Here is a 19,354-nt window from a genome sequence, read left to right on the forward strand (position 1 = left end):
ATCCTACAGCCCGACGGGCCTCGCCGGCACTCCGCGCGCCATGGCGCGGCTGGTACTAAGCCGCTACCGGGCCACCCCGGTCCAGCGACGCCGACACCCCCACTGCCAGCAGCGCCAGCGCGGCCACCGCCGCGCCCAGCCACGGCAACTGGGTCAGCGGCAGGCCGGCGCTGATCATCAGCCCGCCCAGCCACGCGCCGGTGGCGTTGCCCAGGTTGAACGCGCCCTGGTTCAGCGTGGACGCCAGGTTGGGCGCGCCCTTGGCCTTGTCCAGCACGCGCACCTGCGTGGCCGGCACCACGGCAAAGCTGACCATGCCCCACACAAACAGCGTGAACAGCGTCGGCACCGGAAAATGGCTGGTCCACGAGAACACCAGCTGCACCACCGCCACCGCGGCCAGCAGGCTGGCCAGCGCGGGCATCAGCTTCCAGTCGGCCAGCTTGCCGCCGGCCAGGCCGCCTACCGTGATGCCGGCCCCGAACAACAGCAGCACCATGCTCTCCTGCTGCGCGGTGAAGCCCGTGACGTCACGCAGGATGTAGGCGATGTAGGTGAACACGGTGAACATGCTGACCGATGCCAGCGTGCTGATCAGCAGCGCCAGTTGTACCTGCGCCGCGCCGATGGAACGGAACTCGCGCAGGATGCTGCCGGCCTGCATCGGGATAGCCTTGGGCAACCAGGCCACCAACGCCGCCGCAGCGGCCACGCCGATCACGGTGACGGCCCAGAACGTGGAGCGCCAGCCCAACGCATGCCCAAATGCAGTGCCAAACGGCACGCCCAGCACGTTGGCTACCGTCAACCCGGTAAACATCAATGCCACCGCCTGCGCGCGCTTCTCACGCGGGACCAGCTCCGCGGCCACCACCGCGCCAATGCCGAAGAACGCCGCGTGGCAGAACGCCGTGACCACGCGCGCAGCCATCAGCAATGCATAGTTGGGCGCCAGCGCGCACAGCGCATTGCCAAGGATGAACAAGCCCATCAGCCCCACCAGCGCGGTCTTGCGCGGCCACTTGTTGGTGAGAATGGCCAGAATGGGCGCGCCCACGGCCACGCCGATGGCATAGCCCGAGACCAGCATGCCGGCAGCCGGCGCGGAAACGCCAAGATCGGCGGCAACGTCGGGCAACAGCCCCATGATGACGAATTCGGTGGTGCCAATGCCAAAGGCCGCGGCAGCCAGCGCGAGAAGCGGTAATCGCATGATGTTGTTATTGAAAAACGAGAGAGAGATCGGTGAAGCTTGCGCGCGCGGTGCGCACAATCGGCGCAGAGGGACGGCGCGCGCGCCGTGGCGGGAAGAACGGCAAGCCACGTGCGGATGAGCGGCGCATGTCGGCGCGCCGGCACGATCGCGCAAGTGCCGCATTTTGCGCCAATTTCGCGCGGCGCGTTGGCGGGCGCGCGAAAAACCCTGCGCCCGGAGCGGTCGCAAGGCCATAGGCTACGCAGTACTACTCAGGGTCTGCGCCCAATCGCCCGCAGCCATTGCGCAGTACTACGCAAGCCCGCTCAGAAAAACACGCTGCGGATCAGCGGCGCGGCCAGCACGCTGACCAGCCCCGCGATCATCATCACCAGCGATGCCACGACACCCTGCACTTCACCCAGCTGCCTCGCCTTGGCCGTGCCGGCACCATGCGCTGCGGCGCCGAAGATTGCGCCTTGCGCCAGCCGGCTGCGCACCGAGGGCAGGCAGGCCAGCACGGTCTCGCCAATCGCCATGCCCGTCAGCCCGGTCATGACCACAAAGATCGCGGCAAGATCCGGTGGCCCGCCCAGCGCGCGCACCGCATCCACGGCAAACGGCGTGGTCACCGAGCGCACCGCCAACCCCTTTTGCAGCATCACCGGCAAGCCAAAGCCGCGCGCCAGCCAGACCGAGCTGAGCACCGACGTCACCACCGCCGCCAGCACGCCAACCGATATCGATAGCCAATGCTGGCGCACCAGCGCACGGTGATCGTAGATCGGCAATGCGAAGGCGATGGTGGCCGGGCCAAGCAGCCACATCAGCCAGCGCGTGTCGGCGATATAGTCGCGATACGGCACATGCGCCGCCAGCACCAGCGCGATCAGCACCACCGGCGTAGCCAGCAGCGGCATCAGCCACAGCCGCGCACGGCGCGCATAGAGGCGCTTGTTGATGTAATAGAAGGCAACGGTTGCCACCAGGCTCAGCGCCGCCAGCACGGAGTCATGCATGGTGCTGCTGCCGGTTGTGCGTGGCACGGCGCGCGCGGCGCGCCAGCCTGCGTTCGAGACGGACCACCTGCTCCACCACCAGCGCCGTCACCACCATCACCGCGAGCGTGCTCAAGGCAATCACCGCGCAGATCCGCCAGCCCTGATGCCGGACCAGTTCGGGGTACTGCACCACGGCCAGCACCGCCGGGATGAAGAACAGCAACATCTCGCCCAGCAGCCAGTTTGCCCCGCGACGCACCCAGCCACCGCGCACCGCCCCGCTGAACAGCAGCGCGGCCAAGGCCAGGAGCCCAAGCAAACCAGCCGGCAATGGCAACCCCAGCCGCCCGCGCAACCAGTCCGCCAGCAGCCACAGGGCCGACAGCGCCACCACCTGCGTCAGCGCGATGGCGCCAGTGCGCAGGCGGGCACCGGGCGGCTGCGGCAAGGTCGCGGAGGTGGAGGTGCAAGTGGATGAAGTGGATGAAGTGACAGTCACAGCGCGTGGCATCGGAACATTCAAGCTATGGCGCCACGCAAGACGTGGCAGTGACGCTAGTGTACGAAGCGCACTTCGATATATAAAATGAATATAAATTATTGATTCGATGCCATATTGGAATGGCAAGCCGTGATCACCCACGCACGCCACATCCGAGGAGCCCCATGGATATCCGCGCCCTGCGCTATTTCGTGGAAGTCGTCCGCCAGAACGGCTTCACCCGCGCCGCCGAAACCCTGCATGTGACCCAGCCGACCATCAGCAAGATGGTCAAGAGCCTGGAAGACGAACTCGGCGGCCCGCTGCTGCTGCGCGAAGGCCGCACGGTACAGCTCACCGACGCCGGCGAGGTCGTTTTCGCCCGCAGTCAGGCCGTGCTGGCCGAAGTGGCACGCCTGCGCCAGGAAGTCGCCGAGGTAGACGGCATGGCGCGCGGCGAGCTCAAGGTAGGCATCCCGCCCATGGCCGGCCGCTACCTCGCCCCGGTGATCGGCGCCTATCGCCGCCAGTACCCCGGCGTAAAGCTGCGGCTAAGCGAGCAAGGCGGCCGCGCACTAGAAGAAGGCGTAGCCACGGGCCAGCTCGACCTCGGCGTCACGGTGCTGCCCGCCGCCGTAGCCGGCCTGGCCAGCCTCACCGTGACCCGCCAGGCACTGGTCGCCGTATTTCCCGCCGAGCGCGCACCACGCCGTGCCGGCGCGGTCCGGCTAACCGACCTCGCCACCCTGCCCTTCGTCATGTACGAGGACGACTTCGTGCTGTATCGCGTCATCCTGGACGCCTGCGAAGCCGCCGGCTTTACACCGCAGATTGCCGGGCAGAGCCGGCATTGGGACTTTATCGGCGAACTGGTCGCGGCCGATGTAGGCGTCGCCATCCTGCCTGCGCCAATTGCCGGGCAGCTAGACCCCGAGCGGGTAGCGATCCGGCCCCTGGTTGCACCTGAGCTGGTGTGGGAACTGGGGCTGGTCTGGCGGGAGGGGTATTTGTCGCGGGCGGCACGCGCCTGGCTGGTTTGTTGTGAGGAGGCGTTTGGGGCGGGGCGAAAGGATGCGATATGAGCGGTTGCGTTGGGACTAGCAGCTCTTGGCCGATGGCGCACAAAGGATCAGGAATTGAAATTCGAGATCGAAGCAAGCAACCGCGGCGGTATCGCCGAGTACCTTGCGCTGAAGGCCCCCTCTATTGACGCCTTGATGGGATCGCGTCCGATTTCAGCAAAGTGATAATGGCGTAGGTGCCATTCTGCCGGCCCGGACTTCGACCGCTCATGTGGCGGCTGATCGAAATTGGCAGCACTCGGAAGCGCAAGGCCGGTGGGCCAAGACCGGATCTCGACCAACTACGCCAGTTCTGGGCAAAGCGATGAAGCCTGCCGCCATCGGAGCTGCCTTATCCGGAATTGGTAAGATGCAGCCTGGCAACCAAAGCAGAGTCTCAACCCGTGATATTCGACAAGCGACCGGAATTTCGGCGTCCGGTAGTGCGCCCCTATCGGGCCACCAGTTGGCGTGGAATGGCTGACACAGTATGCAGCGCGCTTGTCAAAGGTTTGAAGGTCGTCGGCATTCTCATCTTCCTGGTCGTGACTCTGGCTTCTGGCGGGAGTGATCTTCCAAGTGCACGCACGGTCTGGCGCGGCGCTGTCCTTGCGATCGTAGTGGCCCTGCTCTTGTGGGTGGCCTATTACATAGGCCTACTGCACTAGCGGCCCGCATGCACTCCCCCACCCCCTCGCCGAACGGCCGTTCCCGGGTAGAGCCATGCAGTTCGGCTACCGTCCTCAATCAACATGGCCAACTTTGGCATGGAAATTTGGTCGAGTCGCGAATCGCAAAGCTCGGCGTAATCTGTCCACAGCCAGTGCATTCCTTCAGCGCCTTTCAGCTCCTTCGGCGCGAGTACGGGGTTGTTTCGGCGGACCGCTCAAGCTGACCTCGTTAGCGCTCCGATTCGCGCACGAACCTCGCGTAAAGCCGATTGAAAGACCGGGTGGCATTGTGCGGGCAAGTCCCGCTGCAGCGGGTGCCAATAAAATGCAAACGTGTGGCCGCCGTCGTCGCTAGTCTCGAAGGTCCACTCGTCAGGCAATTCCGCCCCCGACTCGCACAGCTGGAAAGACCAGATCTGTTCCTGATAGGAAGCGCTCCAAAGACCAAGATCCGAGACCACGTGAGCATCGCAAATACCTGACTCTTCACAGAGCTCACGAATTGCCGCCTCCGGCGAAGACTCACCCTGCTCAATGGTGCCCTTTACCAACTGGTGGCCTGCGGCAGGATGCTTGAATGCGAGGATATGTACGATACCGTGACGACTGCGCAAAACAATCGGGCACGCTTTTGTTGCGATCATGTGGCTCCTTGGATGGATTCCTTAAAAAGAATTGCGGTGTCAACGCCGATCGCAAAATTCGAGTGCATCAAATAATCGCCGCTACCCGTATCCCAGTAGATTTCGTCGAACGGGATGTGTGGGATACCGGTCTCCTGCGACAGTAGACGCGCGAGCGTGGTTTTTCCCGCACCAGAGGGGCCAATGAAACATATTTTTAGATTTCCATTTGTCGCTGACATATCGATACTCTCTTAATGTGCGCCTGCCTCGAATCGCGGCTTTCATCATAAGCGAGGCAGATGGAACCGGCCCACGATTGTCGCCAATCCGGATCGCGATGTCGACTGGTAGCGCTGACGCCCGGCTCGTTCTGTTCGCGCGCGCCATGACATTGGGGTGGACGATCGAGAGCAACCAGAATCATTCGCCTGGCCTGGACGTCTCAGAGTAGCCGGGATCGGAGGTGCAGGGGGACGACGGTAGCCGCATTCTACCTTTTCCAACGGCGCCTACTTAAGGAGGACGATACGTCTGCGCACAAACCGCTCAATCTGCGACGCCGTTTTGTCTGGCGCAGCATCGCTTCGAAACCGGGCGCATGACAACGCCATGAACTTTGGAAATCGCTCTCGTATCCGTCGTTCCTCGCTTGCTCTGTCACCAGGAAGATACGGTCTCGAAAGTTGCCGTTGCACGATGATCTCCACACACGGCTCTAGCTCGAATGCCGGCAGCAACAAGGAGGTCAGTGCATCAGATTCGATGGCGCTACGGAGAGCCTGATACTCATGGTCAATGTCTTCTGGGTACGTCAGAAAGCCCGAGGATAGAGCCAAAACGGTGGGGGCTGCGAGCGAGGACCTGACCCTCCGGTAAACAGCGATGTTCTGCCGTGCATAGTCCACGTAGCCCAACGTCGCTATGAACGCGCCGATGTTCCCTTCGAACGACATGAAGCGCTCGTCCAGGTCGATGAACTGCCACCCGAGCCGCTGAGCCAAGATGGGACCGACAGAGGTCTTCCCGGCGCCGCCGGGCCCGACGAGATGAAGAACGCTTGTCAATTTTTCACCAGAGCGCGACCCATTCATCAGTAGCGTGATTGTAGGTAAATACAGCGATCGGCATCACACTTAGTTGGTAGAGTTCGTCTTGCTCGTCCGGCATCACCTGCCATTCGCATGGACGGACACCATATCCTTGCTCTGCATCTTGTTTGGCTTCCTCCACCGTTGCGTACCAATGATCTCCCTCAACCTGGCGAGTCGAAAATGAGAAGTAGCGGATGAGCAGAACGCCGTCAGTCAGCCCGAGGATCAAAACTGATTCTATCATCGGAAAATCGTGTAAGTTCGCTTTCGCCCACAATCGCATGATCTCTCCAACAAATTTGTTCTCGTGCCGATGATACCAACGGTCTGCGGGTGAGCGAGTGCGCCATGCGGTTGGGTACGCCTACGCGGATCGCCACCTCAGCGGCCTGGGAGCTGACCTCGCGTGCCCGCAAGCAATTGCTCGTGAGCATCTTGATGCGGTACATCAAGGCCTCGACGAGCGAACGTCGGTGGTAACCGATGGACGGCTTCCATTCGCGTCTGCTACTTCGCGCGATGGCGTCGATGACCTCATTGCGCCATGCCGCACCGGGAGCGTTGTTGCACAAATCCGCGTGTCGGGCGGCGGCCTGACGTTTAGGAAGTGCTGATCAATAAGGTTTTCGAATGGCGTTGCCAACGGCTTTGGCCTCGGCTCTTCGCAATGAGGGAGTAGCGGGGCGGATTCGCCGCGGCTTTTGCTCATTTTGCCGATCTCGTCGGACAGCCTTCGCGTCAGTTCATGCGCGACCACGGCACCACGCTTTCCATCTGTCACCAAGGCTCGGTTAGCCGGTAGCTCCCAGAACGGCCACCAAACGGAACGTATCATGAAGACCGGTGTGTTGTGATAATCTGTTTTGGGAACCACCCGTTAACCGAGCCGATTTCGCTTCAGAATTGACGGTCTATGGCAGACCGAATGCGTGAAATTACCCTTCCGACAACAAGGAAGTTCCAGATGAGTGCGAAGCCATATCTCCACCTCTGCAGACAGACTGAAGATGAGGGCGCGTACCAGCCTGATTGGCCAGGAAATGCGCGTTTGGTCGAATTCACACTGTCATTGGCTGAAGATGCCCATGATTTGATGCAATCCTCCTACGCCATGGGTGGCGGTCAAATTTCAGAATTTCGACCGTGGCTGGACACGCTTCTCGCCGATGCAGAATACGATCCTGCTCTAGTCTTTCCAGTGCTAGATAACTGTGGGCGAATGGTTGCGTTCGCCCAGTGCTGGAGCAGCGGTTTCATCAAAGACCTCGTCGTTGATATCGATCGGCGTCAGCAAGGACTTGGGGAAGCCCTGCTACGCCACCTGCTGGTGACGTTTAGAGAACGAGGGGTGAAACGCGTGTGCTTGAAAGTCGAGTGTGATAACCCAACCGGTGCTGAAAGGTTGTACAGACGCCTTGGATTTGACACCGCACTCGCATGACCGTCCCGATATCCTTCGCCTCAGGACACATTGATCATAGCCAGAAGATGACGGTGGTGACCTGAGACCCGTCTTCCCTCCAGATTTCAGGAGAGTCTTGGTTTTTTCAATGAAGCCTTATGCGGCGCCCCCTCCCCAGCGTACGGCATCGCACAGACTCCCGCTACAGCGGCTCGTAAGATACCTTCTCGGCCCCCCGGCCCATCAGCCGGCAGAGAAGTTGCATCGCCGATTCTGCCAACGCTGGTGTTTGCCATTGCCATCAGGAGTAGCCATGACGACAGATGCTGAGAAGAAGCTGTGGGCAGAGTTCGACGATATCGCATCCAAGAGCGAGAATGAAGACGTTCAATCGATAGTCAAGGCCATCAAGCTGCATGCGCAAGTGATGAGCCTTCGGCTCGGTGCGCTTGAGGCGAACGCAAATACCTCAGCCAAGCATCCAGCAAAGTGACGCGGCCCGGTGCGATCGCCTCGTGCCTGGCACGGCAGGCCCTTGCACTGTCCCATCGACACCTTCCTCCCTGGGCTTGCACAAGAAACCCATGCAAATGCACACTAGCGTACCGACCTGATCCCTGTCCGCGCCCATTGTTGGGTTAGATGCCGATCCGACAAGCATGGAGTCCTTTGAGATGGATGCAAGCCCAATCTCGCCATCTCGACGTCACAGATTGATGAGGAGGAGCAACTCGGCCTTTGCGCGGACGAAGCGAAGGCGATAGCAAGGCGACTGAATGAACGCCCGTGCAAGACACTAAACTTCGATACACCGGCTGAACGATTCTATCAAGCTGTTGCATCGACGGGTTGAATCTGCCACCAACGACGGCCATCCGCTCGAGCTACTCTCTACGCAAAGCCCAAGTCAATCCGGGCTCAATTCGAGCGCTGCCAGATCCTCGCGAGTTCGTTCATCCGGCTCGCATAGCTGCCCCACAAAGGCGATGCAAACCAGATAGTCCCATTTCTCTTGCCCGGCAATCCTCGTTGCCTTGCAGTTCGCCGAGTAGAGACAACACCGCTCTGATCTGTCACGGCTGCTCCATGTATGGCCGTTCAGCGGCGAAGAGCACACGCTGCGCAAATGTACGCCAATCGGCCGGCGCGCGATCGCCAAGCAGATGAATCCCAGCCACTAGCGCCTGGGCGCGCAGTTGCAGCGGTAAGCCATCGAGCACGCGCTCGGCAGCCGCGGGATCGCCACGGCGGACCAGCGCGAAGAAGCGTTCCATCTGCGCGACAATGCCCGGCTTGTCGTACTGCGCGACGATCGAATCCAGCACCCGCCTGACTGCAGGCATCCCTGTGTCGGCCCCCGTGGCTACGGCCAGCCATACCGTCTGCCCGTCGATGCCATCGTCGGCGGACAATGTCCGCGCGCGGGCACGCAGTTCCGGCGATGCGCCGCGCGAGGCGGCAGCCAGGCGCAGCACATGGCCATACACCGGCGTACCGTCCGCAGCGGCCACGGCTTCGTCGAGCCGACCGTTCGCCAGCAATGCGATCGGTCGCATCGGGCCTTCCACAGTCAGGGGGCCGGGCTCAAACGCCAGCAGGCTCCGTAGCGTCGGCGTGGTTCCCGACGCCGCTTCCTGCCTGGACCTGGCGGCCGCCGGGTCGAGAAGGCGAGTCAACCGCAGCGCCTCGCCCGCCATCATCTGGCGCAGCGCCGGATTTTTCGACATGGCCAGGTCAAAGCGCTCAAGCGCTTCGCGGTAGCGCCCATGTTCGCTTGCCTGCCATCCCACGGCGTTGGCATACCACGCGGAATCAGGCCAGCGGCGAGCCCCGGCCTCGAAGGCGGCCTCCTTCTCCGGCCCATCGGGCATGCATCGGGTCGCCAGGTACGCAAGCGCCGGCTGTATTGGCGTGGTCTCAGCCAGCGCGCGATGGCGCGCGCAGAGCGCGGCGCGCGGCGCGCCCTTAGCCAGATCCTGCTCGGTGCGCATCGCAATGATGTCGACCGGGAAACGCACGCGCCGCTCGGAGAACGCCTGCTCGAAGCCAGGCTCCTCACTCGCCAGCGCCAGCCAGTTCGCCAGGTAGGGAGAATCCGGCGCATCGAAGCGGACATGCGCCAGGATCATCGCTGTCGCGCCGGCTTTATCCTCTAGTTGACTGACGAGAACATCGGGCGGCGTATCGTCGGCCGCATCCACGACCGTGCGGACCCCGCCGCCCCTGGCGTTGATCCTCTCCGGTGGCCGGGCAAAGACGACGTCAGCCGACGCAGGCTGCCAGCGCTGCGGGCTCAGCAAGTGTGGAGCTGCCGCGTTGGCGCTGCCGTAGGTCGCCGTCCATTCCCGCAGAGGCGCGGCGCTCGCGACCGTATAGACCATGTGGGTAGCCTTCCGGCGAACTGCGGCGCTGAACGACTCGATCGGCTGGCCGTCAAGCGTCCGTGTCACCACCTGCACGTCGATGCCGCCGTGAACCTCAACTTCGGCATGGAAACCCGGCGTCAGCTCGACGCGCTGACCATTCACGGTGGTGACGACCGATTGTGCCAGGCCGTTGTAGACAATAACACTTACTTTCCCCATGGACCAACCGATGGCAAGCACAGTCCCGATGATGCCAACGGCGACACAGGAACGGGCCAATCCCGGAAGGAATCCTGTTGCTGACTGGAAGCGCTCCCAGAGGTCGGGCTTGTTCGCCCGCAAAGCGCGCTCGTTCCCCAACGCCAATGTGTCGTAGGCTGGCGGAGGTGACGGAACCGAAACGGGTGGCGCGGCCAATGGATCCCCCGCCGCAGCCGCGGCAATCATGGTTTCCGTGCGTAGAAGCTCGTCCAGTGCGGCGCCACCCAGCGCCGACAGACATGCGGCTGCATGGTTGACCCAACCGTCCACGACGCGCAGCCAGTCATTGATGTTCTCCCGGACCGGTACGCCGAGCCCCAACTCACCCAACATCGCCGCCCAGCTCTCACCGTTCAGGTCCGCGAGCACCTGTTCCCCGGGCCGCAAGTCCGGTGCTTCACGAAAGATCTGATGCAGCGCGCGCTGTACGTCTTCGGCGGCGGCAAGAACGATCTTGACGCCGCGCTCATTGATCGAGCCCGCCGCCGTTGCGCGCTGCCATGCCAGCGCCAGCGCGGCCCGTGCATCCCGCAGATTCGCTTCGGCATGGTTTGCATAATGGAGGACATGCACCAGGCCTCTCAGATAGGCATGCCATTCCGGTGAGCGTTGTTTCGCTACGGCCAGATGGAAGCTGCGCACCCGCTTCAGCGTCGATTCCAGGCGCGTGCGCACAGTCCTGCATTCTTCGTCGACCGCCGCAATTGCAGCAGGCAAGTCATTGCGTTTCAGAACGCCACCACGATGACGGATGACACCATCCGCCGCGACATAGACCCCATCGCGCAGCGAGCGCAGCAAGGCGAGTTCTCGCTCCAGCGAGCGCCACTTTTCGAGATCGTTGCCGATGGATTCGGGATAGAGTGCTTCCAGCGTCAATGGCTCCGAGAACGACGTCAACTCATACAGATCATCGGCGCGCGTCACATGGCGCGTCGCTGAGAAAGCGAGGTAGATGCCGCGGTAGCACGGCTTCAGCCGTTCGCGCGCAAACTGCTCGTCGAGCCGCTGCAGGGTGACGTCCGACTCGGCAGGGGGGCAATCCGTATCGCCAACCAGTTGCCGGGTAATGCTCTCGCGCAGTGCCGGCGCATCGTCGAAAACGAGCCACGCGCTGCGTTCATCCTCGGGCGCGCACAAATACGTACGTTTGGCGTTCTCTTCGCGCTCATGGTTCATGGGATGGGTCGCCCACATCTGGGGCGGTTGCGCCATTTCGCCCTTGAAGACTCGAAATGCCGCCGCCTCCGCTGCAGGTACCTGTGGCCGCCGGCCATAGGCGGGGTCGTTGTAGATCCGACCAAGCCGGGCGGCAATGGCATCTTGCACAACAAATGCATCACGCGGGGGGCGCTGCCCCCCAGTCTCGCCACGCAGAAAAAGCAGGGTCCGGTCCCACGCATCGTCGGCAATCTGCAGCCGATGCAGCGCATGCACCAGCGCGTCGCTGCCGGTCAGCGACACGGCGACCCGGTCGGCCTGCATTTCCATTTCGCGGGACAGGGCTCGCTGCACGATGATCACCAGCCGGAACACGCTATCCACCACCGCGCGAAGTGCCCAGATAATGAGGCTGAGCACCCAGCCGATCCAGGCCACCCGGTAGTCGATACGTGAGAGGTGACCCAGGAATCGATCCAGGGCATCACGCTTGCTGACGATATGCGCCGCAATCTGCTGGGCGGTATATACCCATCGTCCGAGGGCCATGGAACGCTGCGCGAAATGTCCAAATTCGTGAGCGCAAACGGCCTTGAACTCGCTTAGGTTGAGCATATTGACCAAGCCCAGGCCGATCTCAAGGTTCTTGCGCGAGGGGAAGATCAGGTTGAGCGGCGAAAGGTCGTAAAACACCGAGGCATTGACCCGCCCACTCACGTAGATCTTGTGCGGACGCGGCGCCCCAGCCTCGTCCGCAACCCGGTCCAGAAAGGCAAACAGGCGGGGCTGCTCCGCCCGCTTGAGTTCAATACCGCCTGCGTACTCTCCCTTCTTGATGAAGAAGAGCGCCTTGATCAGAAAAACCGCTAGAAACAGACTGCATACGCCAACAATTAACTCAAGCGGGCTTGAGCGCGTGCCAATCGCGAGCAGGCGGGTGACTCCCGTCATCGCAAAACAGGCTGTCAGCGCAAGATACAGCGCGAGGAACGTCAGCAGCCCGGCGACCGCAAACCAAGCTCTACGTCTGTAGGATGCGCCGGGACGCGTGAAGCCGGCTGGCACTGCTGTTGGACCCACTGGATAGATCGTTTCCACTCTTGATTCTTCTTGTCAGTTGTTATGGGATAAGGACGGTGTTCAAGACAACGTCAGTTGCAGGCGCTGGGGCTGGAACCGCGCCGCCGCTCTCACGCCGCCCTCAACAAGGGCGAGGTGGCATCGAACCGGCAGTGATTGTCGGAGGGGGGAAGAAGTCGCGCGCGTCATTTTTAGTACTGATAAACGAGCTGCAACCCCGCCGTCACACCCGCCGTATGAAACGCCGCCGGTTTATAAACCGGCATGCCCAAAAACAAGTCATACGACACCGCCCCTAGCTTCGACCCCAGCCCGCCTCTCAGCCCGATCACCGCGCCCGCCAGCCGGGTACCCACCAGCCCCTCGGTTGACGGCCCAAACACGCGACCATAATCCAGCCCCGCGTACAGCGCCTGCCCGCTCCCGCCCAGCGGCGCCTGTAGCTCATTGCGCCAGTAGAAACCGCGCTCCCCCGCCAGCAGGCTTTCGCCATCGAAGCCGCGCACCGTGTACCGGCTGCCGATGGTCAGCGCGTCGATATAGAACAGCCGGTCATTGGTGAACTGCCCGCGGATCGTGGTGACATAGCGCAGCGACTGCTCCGCCAGCTTGAACGGCACCGACAGGTTCGCATCCAGCACGGCCATGCGGTAACGCCAGGTGGGGCCGCCCAGCTGGGCCAGCGTATCGGGCTGCGCGCCAAGGCCGGCCACGCCCTGGCGGTAGGCCAGGCTGCCGTCGAACTGGGCGGCGCCGAAGTAGTGGCGATCGGTGATGCCCACCTCCACCACCGTGTTGTTGCGCCGCTGCTGCTCGATCTCCGTATCCTCGATAAAGCTCTTGCCAAAGCGCTTGGACAGCCGGAACTGCAGGCCAAGCACATCGTTCTGGCTGCGGCTGAGCACCCGCTGCAGCTTGAAATCCACCGTCTGCGAATTGCCGCTGGAGACAAAGGTCTGGTTGACGCCGGCAATCTGCTGGTAATAGGTGCTGGAATACGCCGACACCGTGCCCGTCCAGTAACCCCACGGCACCGAGTAGAAGCCGTTCCAGCCATGCGTGCCGTGGCGCCGGTCGCCAAAGGCCAAGTCCTGGCTGTAGCCCACGTTGAACAGGTCGTTCAGGCCCAGCGGGTTGTCAATGCCCACGCTCAGGTTGCCCTGCAGCTTGCCGGTGGAGCGCGTGCCCGAGTTGTCCATCGACGCCACCACCGTCCACGGCTTGGTCCGCTTGACCGCGATCACCACGTCGCTCTGGCCCGGCACGCTGGTGGGCACAACCTGCATGTCCACATCCTGGCTGGTCACGCGCTTCATCTGCTCCAGGCCTTGCTCCAGGTCCCGCAGGTTCAGCAGATCGCCGGGGCGCGCGGGAAACGCGCTCTTCCACGTGCCCCGGAGATCCGCCTCGGCAAAGCGGAATTGCCCGATCACGCCGGGGATCAACGCCATGCGCAGCGTACCGGAGCTCAGATCCTGCTCGGGCAGCAACACGCGCGTGGTCACATAGCCCTGGCCAAGGATGACGTGCTGCACGCCCTTGGCCAGCATGTCCACGCCCTGCTTGCCGATGCAAGCCCCCTGGTAGTGATCCAGCCACGCACGGGCAAAGGCGAACGGATCCTGCGGCAAGGCAGACGCGCCGCGCGCATGCAGCGCGGGCGGCAGCTCCGCCGGGACTTCAAGCACAAAGCGCTCGATGCGAAAGCACGGCTGCTCAACCGGCAACGCGGGAAACCCCTCTGCCGACGGCTGCGCTGCCCGCACGCCCGGCGCCTGGACCGCCTGGGCGCGTTCGCGGGCTTCCTGCTGCTGGCGCACGCGCTGCTCCTGTTCCGCGCCGGAGAGGATGGCGGCCTGACCCGGATTGGCGGGAGGCACCTGGGCACGCAATGACGTGCTGGTGTAACCCGCACCACCCGCTACCGAAAGCATGGCGGCAATCATTCGTCTTCTGATCTGCATGAAAGCTTGTATTTGCGTGACCAAGCGTCACGGCATGTTTGGCACCCGCGCGCGGCTAACCGCTCACGCCATTAATCGAAACCGATGCAGGTAAAACCCCGCTGGCGCGGCTCGACCCGCTTGATCTGCACCGGCTTGACATCCGTCTCGTCCGTCTCATCGAACACCGCGATATGGCAGTAAGGCTTGTTCGCGCTCACCGCCTGCTTCCAGATGGAAACCTTCGCCGACTCCTCATCCGGCCCCGGCCGGCCATGCGCGACGTACTTGTGCCCCGCCTCCGGCTTGAACCGGACCATATCGCGGCAGCGATGAATGCCCGATGCACCGTCAATCGCAATCACCAGCGGACGCGCGGCACGCACGCGGATGCTTGGCGCTGCGGACTGCGTGTTCAGGATGGCATCGCCCTGGTAGCAGCCCTTCTGGTTCACTTGCGGAATGGTCATGCTGAAGCCGCCGGTTCCGTAAAGCTCGGCGGACGGATCGTCGGGGCCGAGCGGCGGCGCGAGCGTGGAAATCGATGTGCAGCCGGCCAGCAGGGCTGGCAGTGCGAGCATGGCGAGACGAGAGAATTGACCCATATGGCGACTTCTTTATATTGACTTGCTGACAACCCCGGGAAATGCACCCCCGGATACGACGTCCGGCCAAGAGGGCGCGCACTCTGCGTTACGCACAACACCCGCAACCCCAGCCCGACAAGACAACAACCGCGGAGCGCTACTCCACGCTAGCCGGAGCAACCGCGGAAGCCGGCGCGGCTTCCGCCGCCGGCTCGGCAGCCTCCTTAGGCGGCGCTTCCTCCTTGATCACGTAAGACGGATCGGCAACCCAACGCCCCAGATCCTTCCCGATGGCAACGGCGGTACGGTCAAGGATGGAGCACGTTCCCTTGAAGCCACCCCACATCCCACCCACCGACCACCGGTTGATCTTGGTATTGCGGATCACCTTGCCGCCTTCAAGTAGATCGGCAGTCACAGTGATAGCTTTAGGGCCAGTCCAGGCACCGCCGCCAACACCCAGGATGTGGGTGATCTGCAGCCGGAGCACCTGTGCACCGTTGGCATCGCCAGTGGACGCGACCGTGCCGTCGCCGGTCTTGTTCCGTTTGCGCAGTACATCGCCAACGCGGGTCGTCAGCATGTTCTCGATCTGGCATTCGGACTTGACCTGGTCGACTACGCTGGCGCCCGGAGCGTAGGTGACTGGGGTTTCCAGGAGGACTGGGCTGGCTGCGAAAGCGGTGGTGGTGGAAAGGCAGAGGCCGATTAAAAATAGATGCTTCATGATTTTGTTTTTAGATAAAGTTAAAATTAATGTGGCTCTATATTAAAAAGTCCGATTTCGATCGGCATACTCAATGACCAACTCGCCGACATCTCGAAATTGCGTGCGACGAACGCCACCCCCTCTCGGGGAAATATATTTTTCCGCTACATCTATAACCTACCGATCGTATCCTCCCTCTCATCATCCAAAAAATTTCCAGGTGGCGCATAAACCCCGCCGATCAATATAGGACACCACCCGTAATCGGAATAGAAAAATGAAAGATCAATGATCTTGTAGAGCCCCATCTGAATTTCACTCAGCGTCACCATTCCGTGCTTGTAGTGGGTAAAACTCCCACCAGCACCCACTACAGCCCGCTCTTCAAGCAACTTACGATCCCATCCATCAACGACGCCGACCACGTCTTGAAGAGGCGATTGAAAGACGACTTCAAACAGCGACCCGGATACACGGCACAGGCATGGAATGTTCTTCTGCCTGATCAGGCTCAGCGAAACTAGGTTTTCTGCGAACTCAATTTTCAAATTCATAATCATGCTTCCCAAGGAGTACCGATGGAGAGGTATTACTCAAATACTGCGCGTCGTTCCCGCATCCGTCTCTGACCTCGATACCTTTGCAAAATCAATAACTTATGATCCACAAACAGCTATTCTTTCGAAAACATCGCTTTCAAATGCTCGGCCAATCCAGATAGATCCGCATAAGCCAGCGGCCCGAAGTCCGGATATTTTTCCTCCACATACTGTTCAGCAGGAACCCTGACCTCTCGCGCCACTTCGGATACGTCAATAACTAATTTTGGGCAAATCATCCAATTGGTGGTTCCTGGGAACGAATCCCGACAATGGCCCACCATTACCCACTTGACATTCCCCTCAAATGCTTCTACAGCCGACTTAATTCTTGATATTATTTCAGGATTTTCATCCACAAATCTAAAACTAGTGAAAGGCGGAACTTTAGATCGATCCTCACTTATTGGATCTTGATCTTTGAATTTGAAAATCGGATATCTTGACTCAAATCTTTGCCAAGCCAGCGGACCGAGTTCTTCAATAAAGTCAAGTAACTCCCGTCCTTGCTTTGTATCGTCGTGTCCCATTGCCGCAGCCTTATTAACTTGTTAGAAATGATTAACCCGTCTGGATCAATAATCAGAAAATGTTACACCCACCGCAACGGAATGGTTTTTTCGAAATACGATAATCACAGCATGGGATTTACCTGGCTACCCTCGAGATTAATTCACGATTCTCCGGAATATCATGAAAATACCCTTCACCCACCTCAGTCCAGGCTTCTGAAGATTTCCAAATCAGTCGCTGGATAAAATACCCTTTAGCTCCTTGGCTGAGTATTCCTCCTGACCAGTTAGCACACATGAATCATTGTAGACAATGGAATCGGCGTAACTACATAATGCGTATGCAACGACGCCTGCAAAATCCCACGATCCCCTTGATGTTATTCCAGCCAACCACGTCCATTCCTTATTTCCCGTGACATCGGGAGTGGTCTCAAAAAATGAAACCCAGCACCTCTCACCAGAACCGACGTCCTCTACGAAGACAAAATTGTCTTTCCAGTTTTCATCAGCATCAGACGATTTAGCACTGTATATATTTGGCGCGAACCTCCCAACATCGGAGAACCCGGAGGCAATCAAATTAATAATCTCGCTGAGCCCCGATGGAACCGCATGAAGGGGGACAAAGATACTATTTGCCATACCAGCCCGCCTCTTTCACACCTGATATTCTTGACCACATCACCCATAGTTACTCAAACTAGCCAAATTTCGATTCGATCATGAGCAATGCGATAAAATCATCAAATTCTGGTTCCTACGATCCGTCGCTGCAAGGCTCTCATCACCGTATCTAGGGCCAAGATATCCACACAGCGCGACCGGGGATATTTCTATTCAAAAAATTCATGCCTTAGCAAGTTAAATTCTGTACCTAACAACGACTTTATTTCTTCATAACGTAGCGTCATGTCCACATAAAGCAAAACCGGATAGTCAGAGAACATTTGCTCAACAGGTTCCCCATCGAAAGGATCAATATTTCCCTTCACAATAAATACTTCTGACTCCTTTTCGCCAAACTTATAATATATCCCACCTTGATATGAGCTATCTCTCCCCTCGAAGGAAATGTTTAACTTCCCCTCGATTTTTGATTTAGCCTCAAAAATAGATGCACCCTTGAAACCATACAAATCATAGGCAGCCATTTTAATAAATTATGAAAAATATGACTTTTGCATCGAATTATTGACGAGTGGAGGCGAACCATAAATCATTAATTTAACATCTCGACCAGATTACTAATTGATCCAATTAGCTAGGCACAGCTCCTTTTCAGCAACTCAATTTTTACCGTTTAGGTTATCTCGCCACGGCGCGAGCAAGCCTTCCTTTAGGACTCGATCAACGACACCATCCTCAATACTGCCGACATATGTAGCATCTAATTTAAACTCAAAGGAAAGACTACCTTTCTCGGATAATTCCCTAATAGCGCCAATCAGCTCTTCCACTTCGTCTAGATTTTTCGAGTCCACATCAAAAGGAAGCATATTCGGCTGTAAAGCCGAATAAATCTCGATCACCCCACCTACCACTTCAAAACCGTTTTCGTCTATTTCATCAATGAAGCTTGGCGGAGCAATGCTCCATACCCTTGACGCATTAAGCTTATTTATAAGCTGCTGCACATCAGACCTAACGGCCTGATCAAAATCCTGAGCTACGTAGAAAACCAACGCTTGCTTCGCATAATCTAGCGGCATGGAATGCATTACCATGAGTTTCGTTTGATTCAACCTGGCATCAACGACGAGGAGATCTCGGAGATTGTCTGTCGGCACGGTGACGAGATCAGTAGGCTCTCATCACCGTATTTAGGGCCGAGAGGAGTCAAGCCAGCCACGTCAACGAACCGCCTGCTCTCAATGGCACTGCTCGACTCATTGAGATGAAGAAACTGCCGCCCCCCCAATCACGATGAACCCTCATTTTCCAATGCTACCGGCAAAAAAAATCGCCCTCTGCAAAATCTCAGCCCATTGATACAACCCTACGGTTACGCTTCCGTCTACTCGGTATAGGGTAAATGCAATGTCCCTTTCTTCTGTCACAGAAATCTCCCTGAACGGTTCCACTGCCCCTTTTATGTAGACACATAGATAGGGGTACGTACCGTTAATATCACCAACTTTCTCAAATATTAATTCACTCATTTTATCGCCCCCTCGACCCAATAATCAGACGACGATGGAGCTCCGGGTAGTGCCGGCGGCATTGCCTTCGATCGGCTTTTGCGCATTGCCTGCCGCCGTCGCCGCGAGGGTGTTCACGCCGTTCCGCAGCAAGTTCCCGTTGCCCCACTCGGTGTGCGCCTTGATCAGGGTGTCGCCGTCTTTGACGTCGGGCATGCTCTTGCCAGCGGTGAAGCTGCCGGCAATGGTCGACGAACTGCTGCTGTACTCTGCCTTGTTCTCAATATCGCTGGTGGTCAGCGTGCCGGTGGTGAGGCTGTTCTTGCCAGCGTCAGCGGTGCTGGCCAGAACCGCCCCCTTCAGGTCCGTGTTCTGCTTGACGTCGACCTGGAAGCCGCCATTGCCCGCATATTTCATGCGTAACCGATGTCGCTGATCTGCCAACACACTCCAATCAGACGATTGAG

At 59.5% G+C, this 19,354-nt stretch carries 19 protein-coding genes and 2 pseudogenes; 3 read left to right on the top strand and 18 right to left on the bottom strand.

What is annotated here, in order from left to right:
* Window positions 1-55: 55 nt before the first annotated feature.
* From AC1Q7Q_RS05435 to AC1Q7Q_RS05445, 3 genes are all read right to left on the bottom strand, one after another.
* A complete protein-coding gene (locus AC1Q7Q_RS05435) occupies window positions 56-1,213 on the bottom strand; it encodes an MFS transporter (protein WP_150990695.1) in 1,158 nt (385 codons plus the stop codon).
* Between the two features lie 308 nt (window positions 1,214-1,521).
* Window positions 1,522-2,214, bottom strand: coding sequence for an LrgB family protein (locus tag AC1Q7Q_RS05440; protein ID WP_492372119.1), 693 nt, complete (start codon window positions 2,212-2,214; stop codon window positions 1,522-1,524).
* Window positions 2,207-2,695, bottom strand: a complete 489-nt coding sequence (locus AC1Q7Q_RS05445) for a CidA/LrgA family protein (RefSeq protein WP_492372118.1) — start codon at window positions 2,693-2,695, stop codon at window positions 2,207-2,209. Before AC1Q7Q_RS05445 ends, AC1Q7Q_RS05440 begins: the two co-directional genes overlap by 8 nt.
* 167 nt (window positions 2,696-2,862) lie before the next feature.
* Between AC1Q7Q_RS05445 and AC1Q7Q_RS05450 the strand changes: the two genes are divergently transcribed.
* Complete coding sequence (locus AC1Q7Q_RS05450; protein ID WP_492372117.1) at window positions 2,863-3,759, top strand: LysR family transcriptional regulator; 897 nt, start codon at window positions 2,863-2,865, stop codon at window positions 3,757-3,759.
* Window positions 3,760-4,624: 865 nt separating this feature from the next.
* On the opposite strand, the gene AC1Q7Q_RS05455 is transcribed toward AC1Q7Q_RS05450, so the two are convergent.
* From AC1Q7Q_RS05455 to AC1Q7Q_RS05475, 5 genes and pseudogenes are all read right to left on the bottom strand, one after another.
* Window positions 4,625-5,053, bottom strand: coding sequence for an NUDIX hydrolase (locus AC1Q7Q_RS05455; protein WP_492372116.1), 429 nt, complete (start codon window positions 5,051-5,053; stop codon window positions 4,625-4,627).
* Window positions 5,050-5,274, bottom strand: coding sequence for an AAA family ATPase (locus AC1Q7Q_RS05460; RefSeq protein WP_492372115.1), 225 nt, complete (start codon window positions 5,272-5,274; stop codon window positions 5,050-5,052). The genes AC1Q7Q_RS05455 and AC1Q7Q_RS05460 overlap by 4 nt, the downstream gene beginning before the upstream one ends.
* Before the next feature lie 270 nt (window positions 5,275-5,544).
* The gene (locus AC1Q7Q_RS05465) at window positions 5,545-6,099 is read right to left on the bottom strand and encodes a shikimate kinase (RefSeq protein ID WP_492372114.1); all 555 of its coding nucleotides are present in this window, start codon (window positions 6,097-6,099) and stop codon (window positions 5,545-5,547) included.
* 4 nt (window positions 6,100-6,103) lie between these two features.
* Complete coding sequence (locus AC1Q7Q_RS05470; protein ID WP_492372179.1) at window positions 6,104-6,409, bottom strand: hypothetical protein; 306 nt, start codon at window positions 6,407-6,409, stop codon at window positions 6,104-6,106.
* A 32-nt stretch (window positions 6,410-6,441) separates the two neighbouring features.
* Window positions 6,442-6,689: pseudogene (locus AC1Q7Q_RS05475) on the bottom strand (IS5/IS1182 family transposase); the annotation flags it as partial.
* Window positions 6,690-7,051: 362 nt separating this feature from the next.
* Here AC1Q7Q_RS05475 and AC1Q7Q_RS05480 point away from each other — a divergent pair.
* Together AC1Q7Q_RS05480 and AC1Q7Q_RS05485 are read left to right on the top strand one after the other, a co-directional pair.
* On the top strand, window positions 7,052-7,567 hold the full coding sequence (locus AC1Q7Q_RS05480) for a GNAT family N-acetyltransferase (protein ID WP_492372113.1): 516 nt from the start codon (window positions 7,052-7,054) through the stop codon (window positions 7,565-7,567).
* Between the two features lie 274 nt (window positions 7,568-7,841).
* A complete protein-coding gene (locus tag AC1Q7Q_RS05485; RefSeq protein ID WP_416052260.1) occupies window positions 7,842-8,021 on the top strand; it encodes a hypothetical protein in 180 nt (59 codons plus the stop codon).
* A 580-nt stretch (window positions 8,022-8,601) separates the two neighbouring features.
* Here the strand turns inward: AC1Q7Q_RS05485 and AC1Q7Q_RS05490 are convergent.
* From AC1Q7Q_RS05490 to AC1Q7Q_RS05535, 10 genes and pseudogenes are all read right to left on the bottom strand, one after another.
* On the bottom strand, window positions 8,602-12,414 hold the full coding sequence (locus tag AC1Q7Q_RS05490) for a M48 family metalloprotease (RefSeq protein ID WP_492372112.1): 3,813 nt from the start codon (window positions 12,412-12,414) through the stop codon (window positions 8,602-8,604).
* A 173-nt stretch (window positions 12,415-12,587) separates the two neighbouring features.
* The gene (locus AC1Q7Q_RS05495) at window positions 12,588-14,360 is read right to left on the bottom strand and encodes a ShlB/FhaC/HecB family hemolysin secretion/activation protein (protein WP_492372111.1); all 1,773 of its coding nucleotides are present in this window, start codon (window positions 14,358-14,360) and stop codon (window positions 12,588-12,590) included.
* A 71-nt stretch (window positions 14,361-14,431) separates the two neighbouring features.
* Window positions 14,432-14,944 (bottom strand): hypothetical protein, encoded by a 513-nt coding sequence (locus AC1Q7Q_RS05500; protein WP_492372110.1) that lies wholly within the window; start codon window positions 14,942-14,944, stop codon window positions 14,432-14,434.
* 139 nt (window positions 14,945-15,083) lie between these two features.
* Window positions 15,084-15,653, bottom strand: a complete 570-nt coding sequence (locus AC1Q7Q_RS05505; protein ID WP_492372109.1) for a hypothetical protein — start codon at window positions 15,651-15,653, stop codon at window positions 15,084-15,086.
* A 152-nt stretch (window positions 15,654-15,805) separates the two neighbouring features.
* Window positions 15,806-16,189: a hypothetical protein gene (locus AC1Q7Q_RS05510; protein ID WP_492372108.1), complete on the bottom strand. Its 384-nt coding sequence runs from the start codon at window positions 16,187-16,189 to the stop codon at window positions 15,806-15,808.
* Window positions 16,190-16,308: 119 nt separating this feature from the next.
* The gene (locus AC1Q7Q_RS05515) at window positions 16,309-16,764 is read right to left on the bottom strand and encodes a hypothetical protein (protein WP_492372107.1); all 456 of its coding nucleotides are present in this window, start codon (window positions 16,762-16,764) and stop codon (window positions 16,309-16,311) included.
* 213 nt (window positions 16,765-16,977) lie between these two features.
* Window positions 16,978-17,391 (bottom strand): hypothetical protein, encoded by a 414-nt coding sequence (locus tag AC1Q7Q_RS05520; RefSeq protein ID WP_492372106.1) that lies wholly within the window; start codon window positions 17,389-17,391, stop codon window positions 16,978-16,980.
* Between the two features lie 191 nt (window positions 17,392-17,582).
* Window positions 17,583-17,900, bottom strand: a complete 318-nt coding sequence (locus AC1Q7Q_RS05525) for a hypothetical protein (RefSeq protein WP_492372105.1) — start codon at window positions 17,898-17,900, stop codon at window positions 17,583-17,585.
* A 135-nt stretch (window positions 17,901-18,035) separates the two neighbouring features.
* A complete protein-coding gene (locus AC1Q7Q_RS05530; protein ID WP_492372104.1) occupies window positions 18,036-18,473 on the bottom strand; it encodes a hypothetical protein in 438 nt (145 codons plus the stop codon).
* 630 nt (window positions 18,474-19,103) lie between these two features.
* Window positions 19,104-19,295: pseudogene (locus AC1Q7Q_RS05535) on the bottom strand (hypothetical protein); the annotation flags it as partial.
* Between the last annotated feature and the right edge of the window lie 59 nt (window positions 19,296-19,354).

It is taken from the genome of Cupriavidus sp. GW823-FHT07A04, from assembly GCF_058794615.1.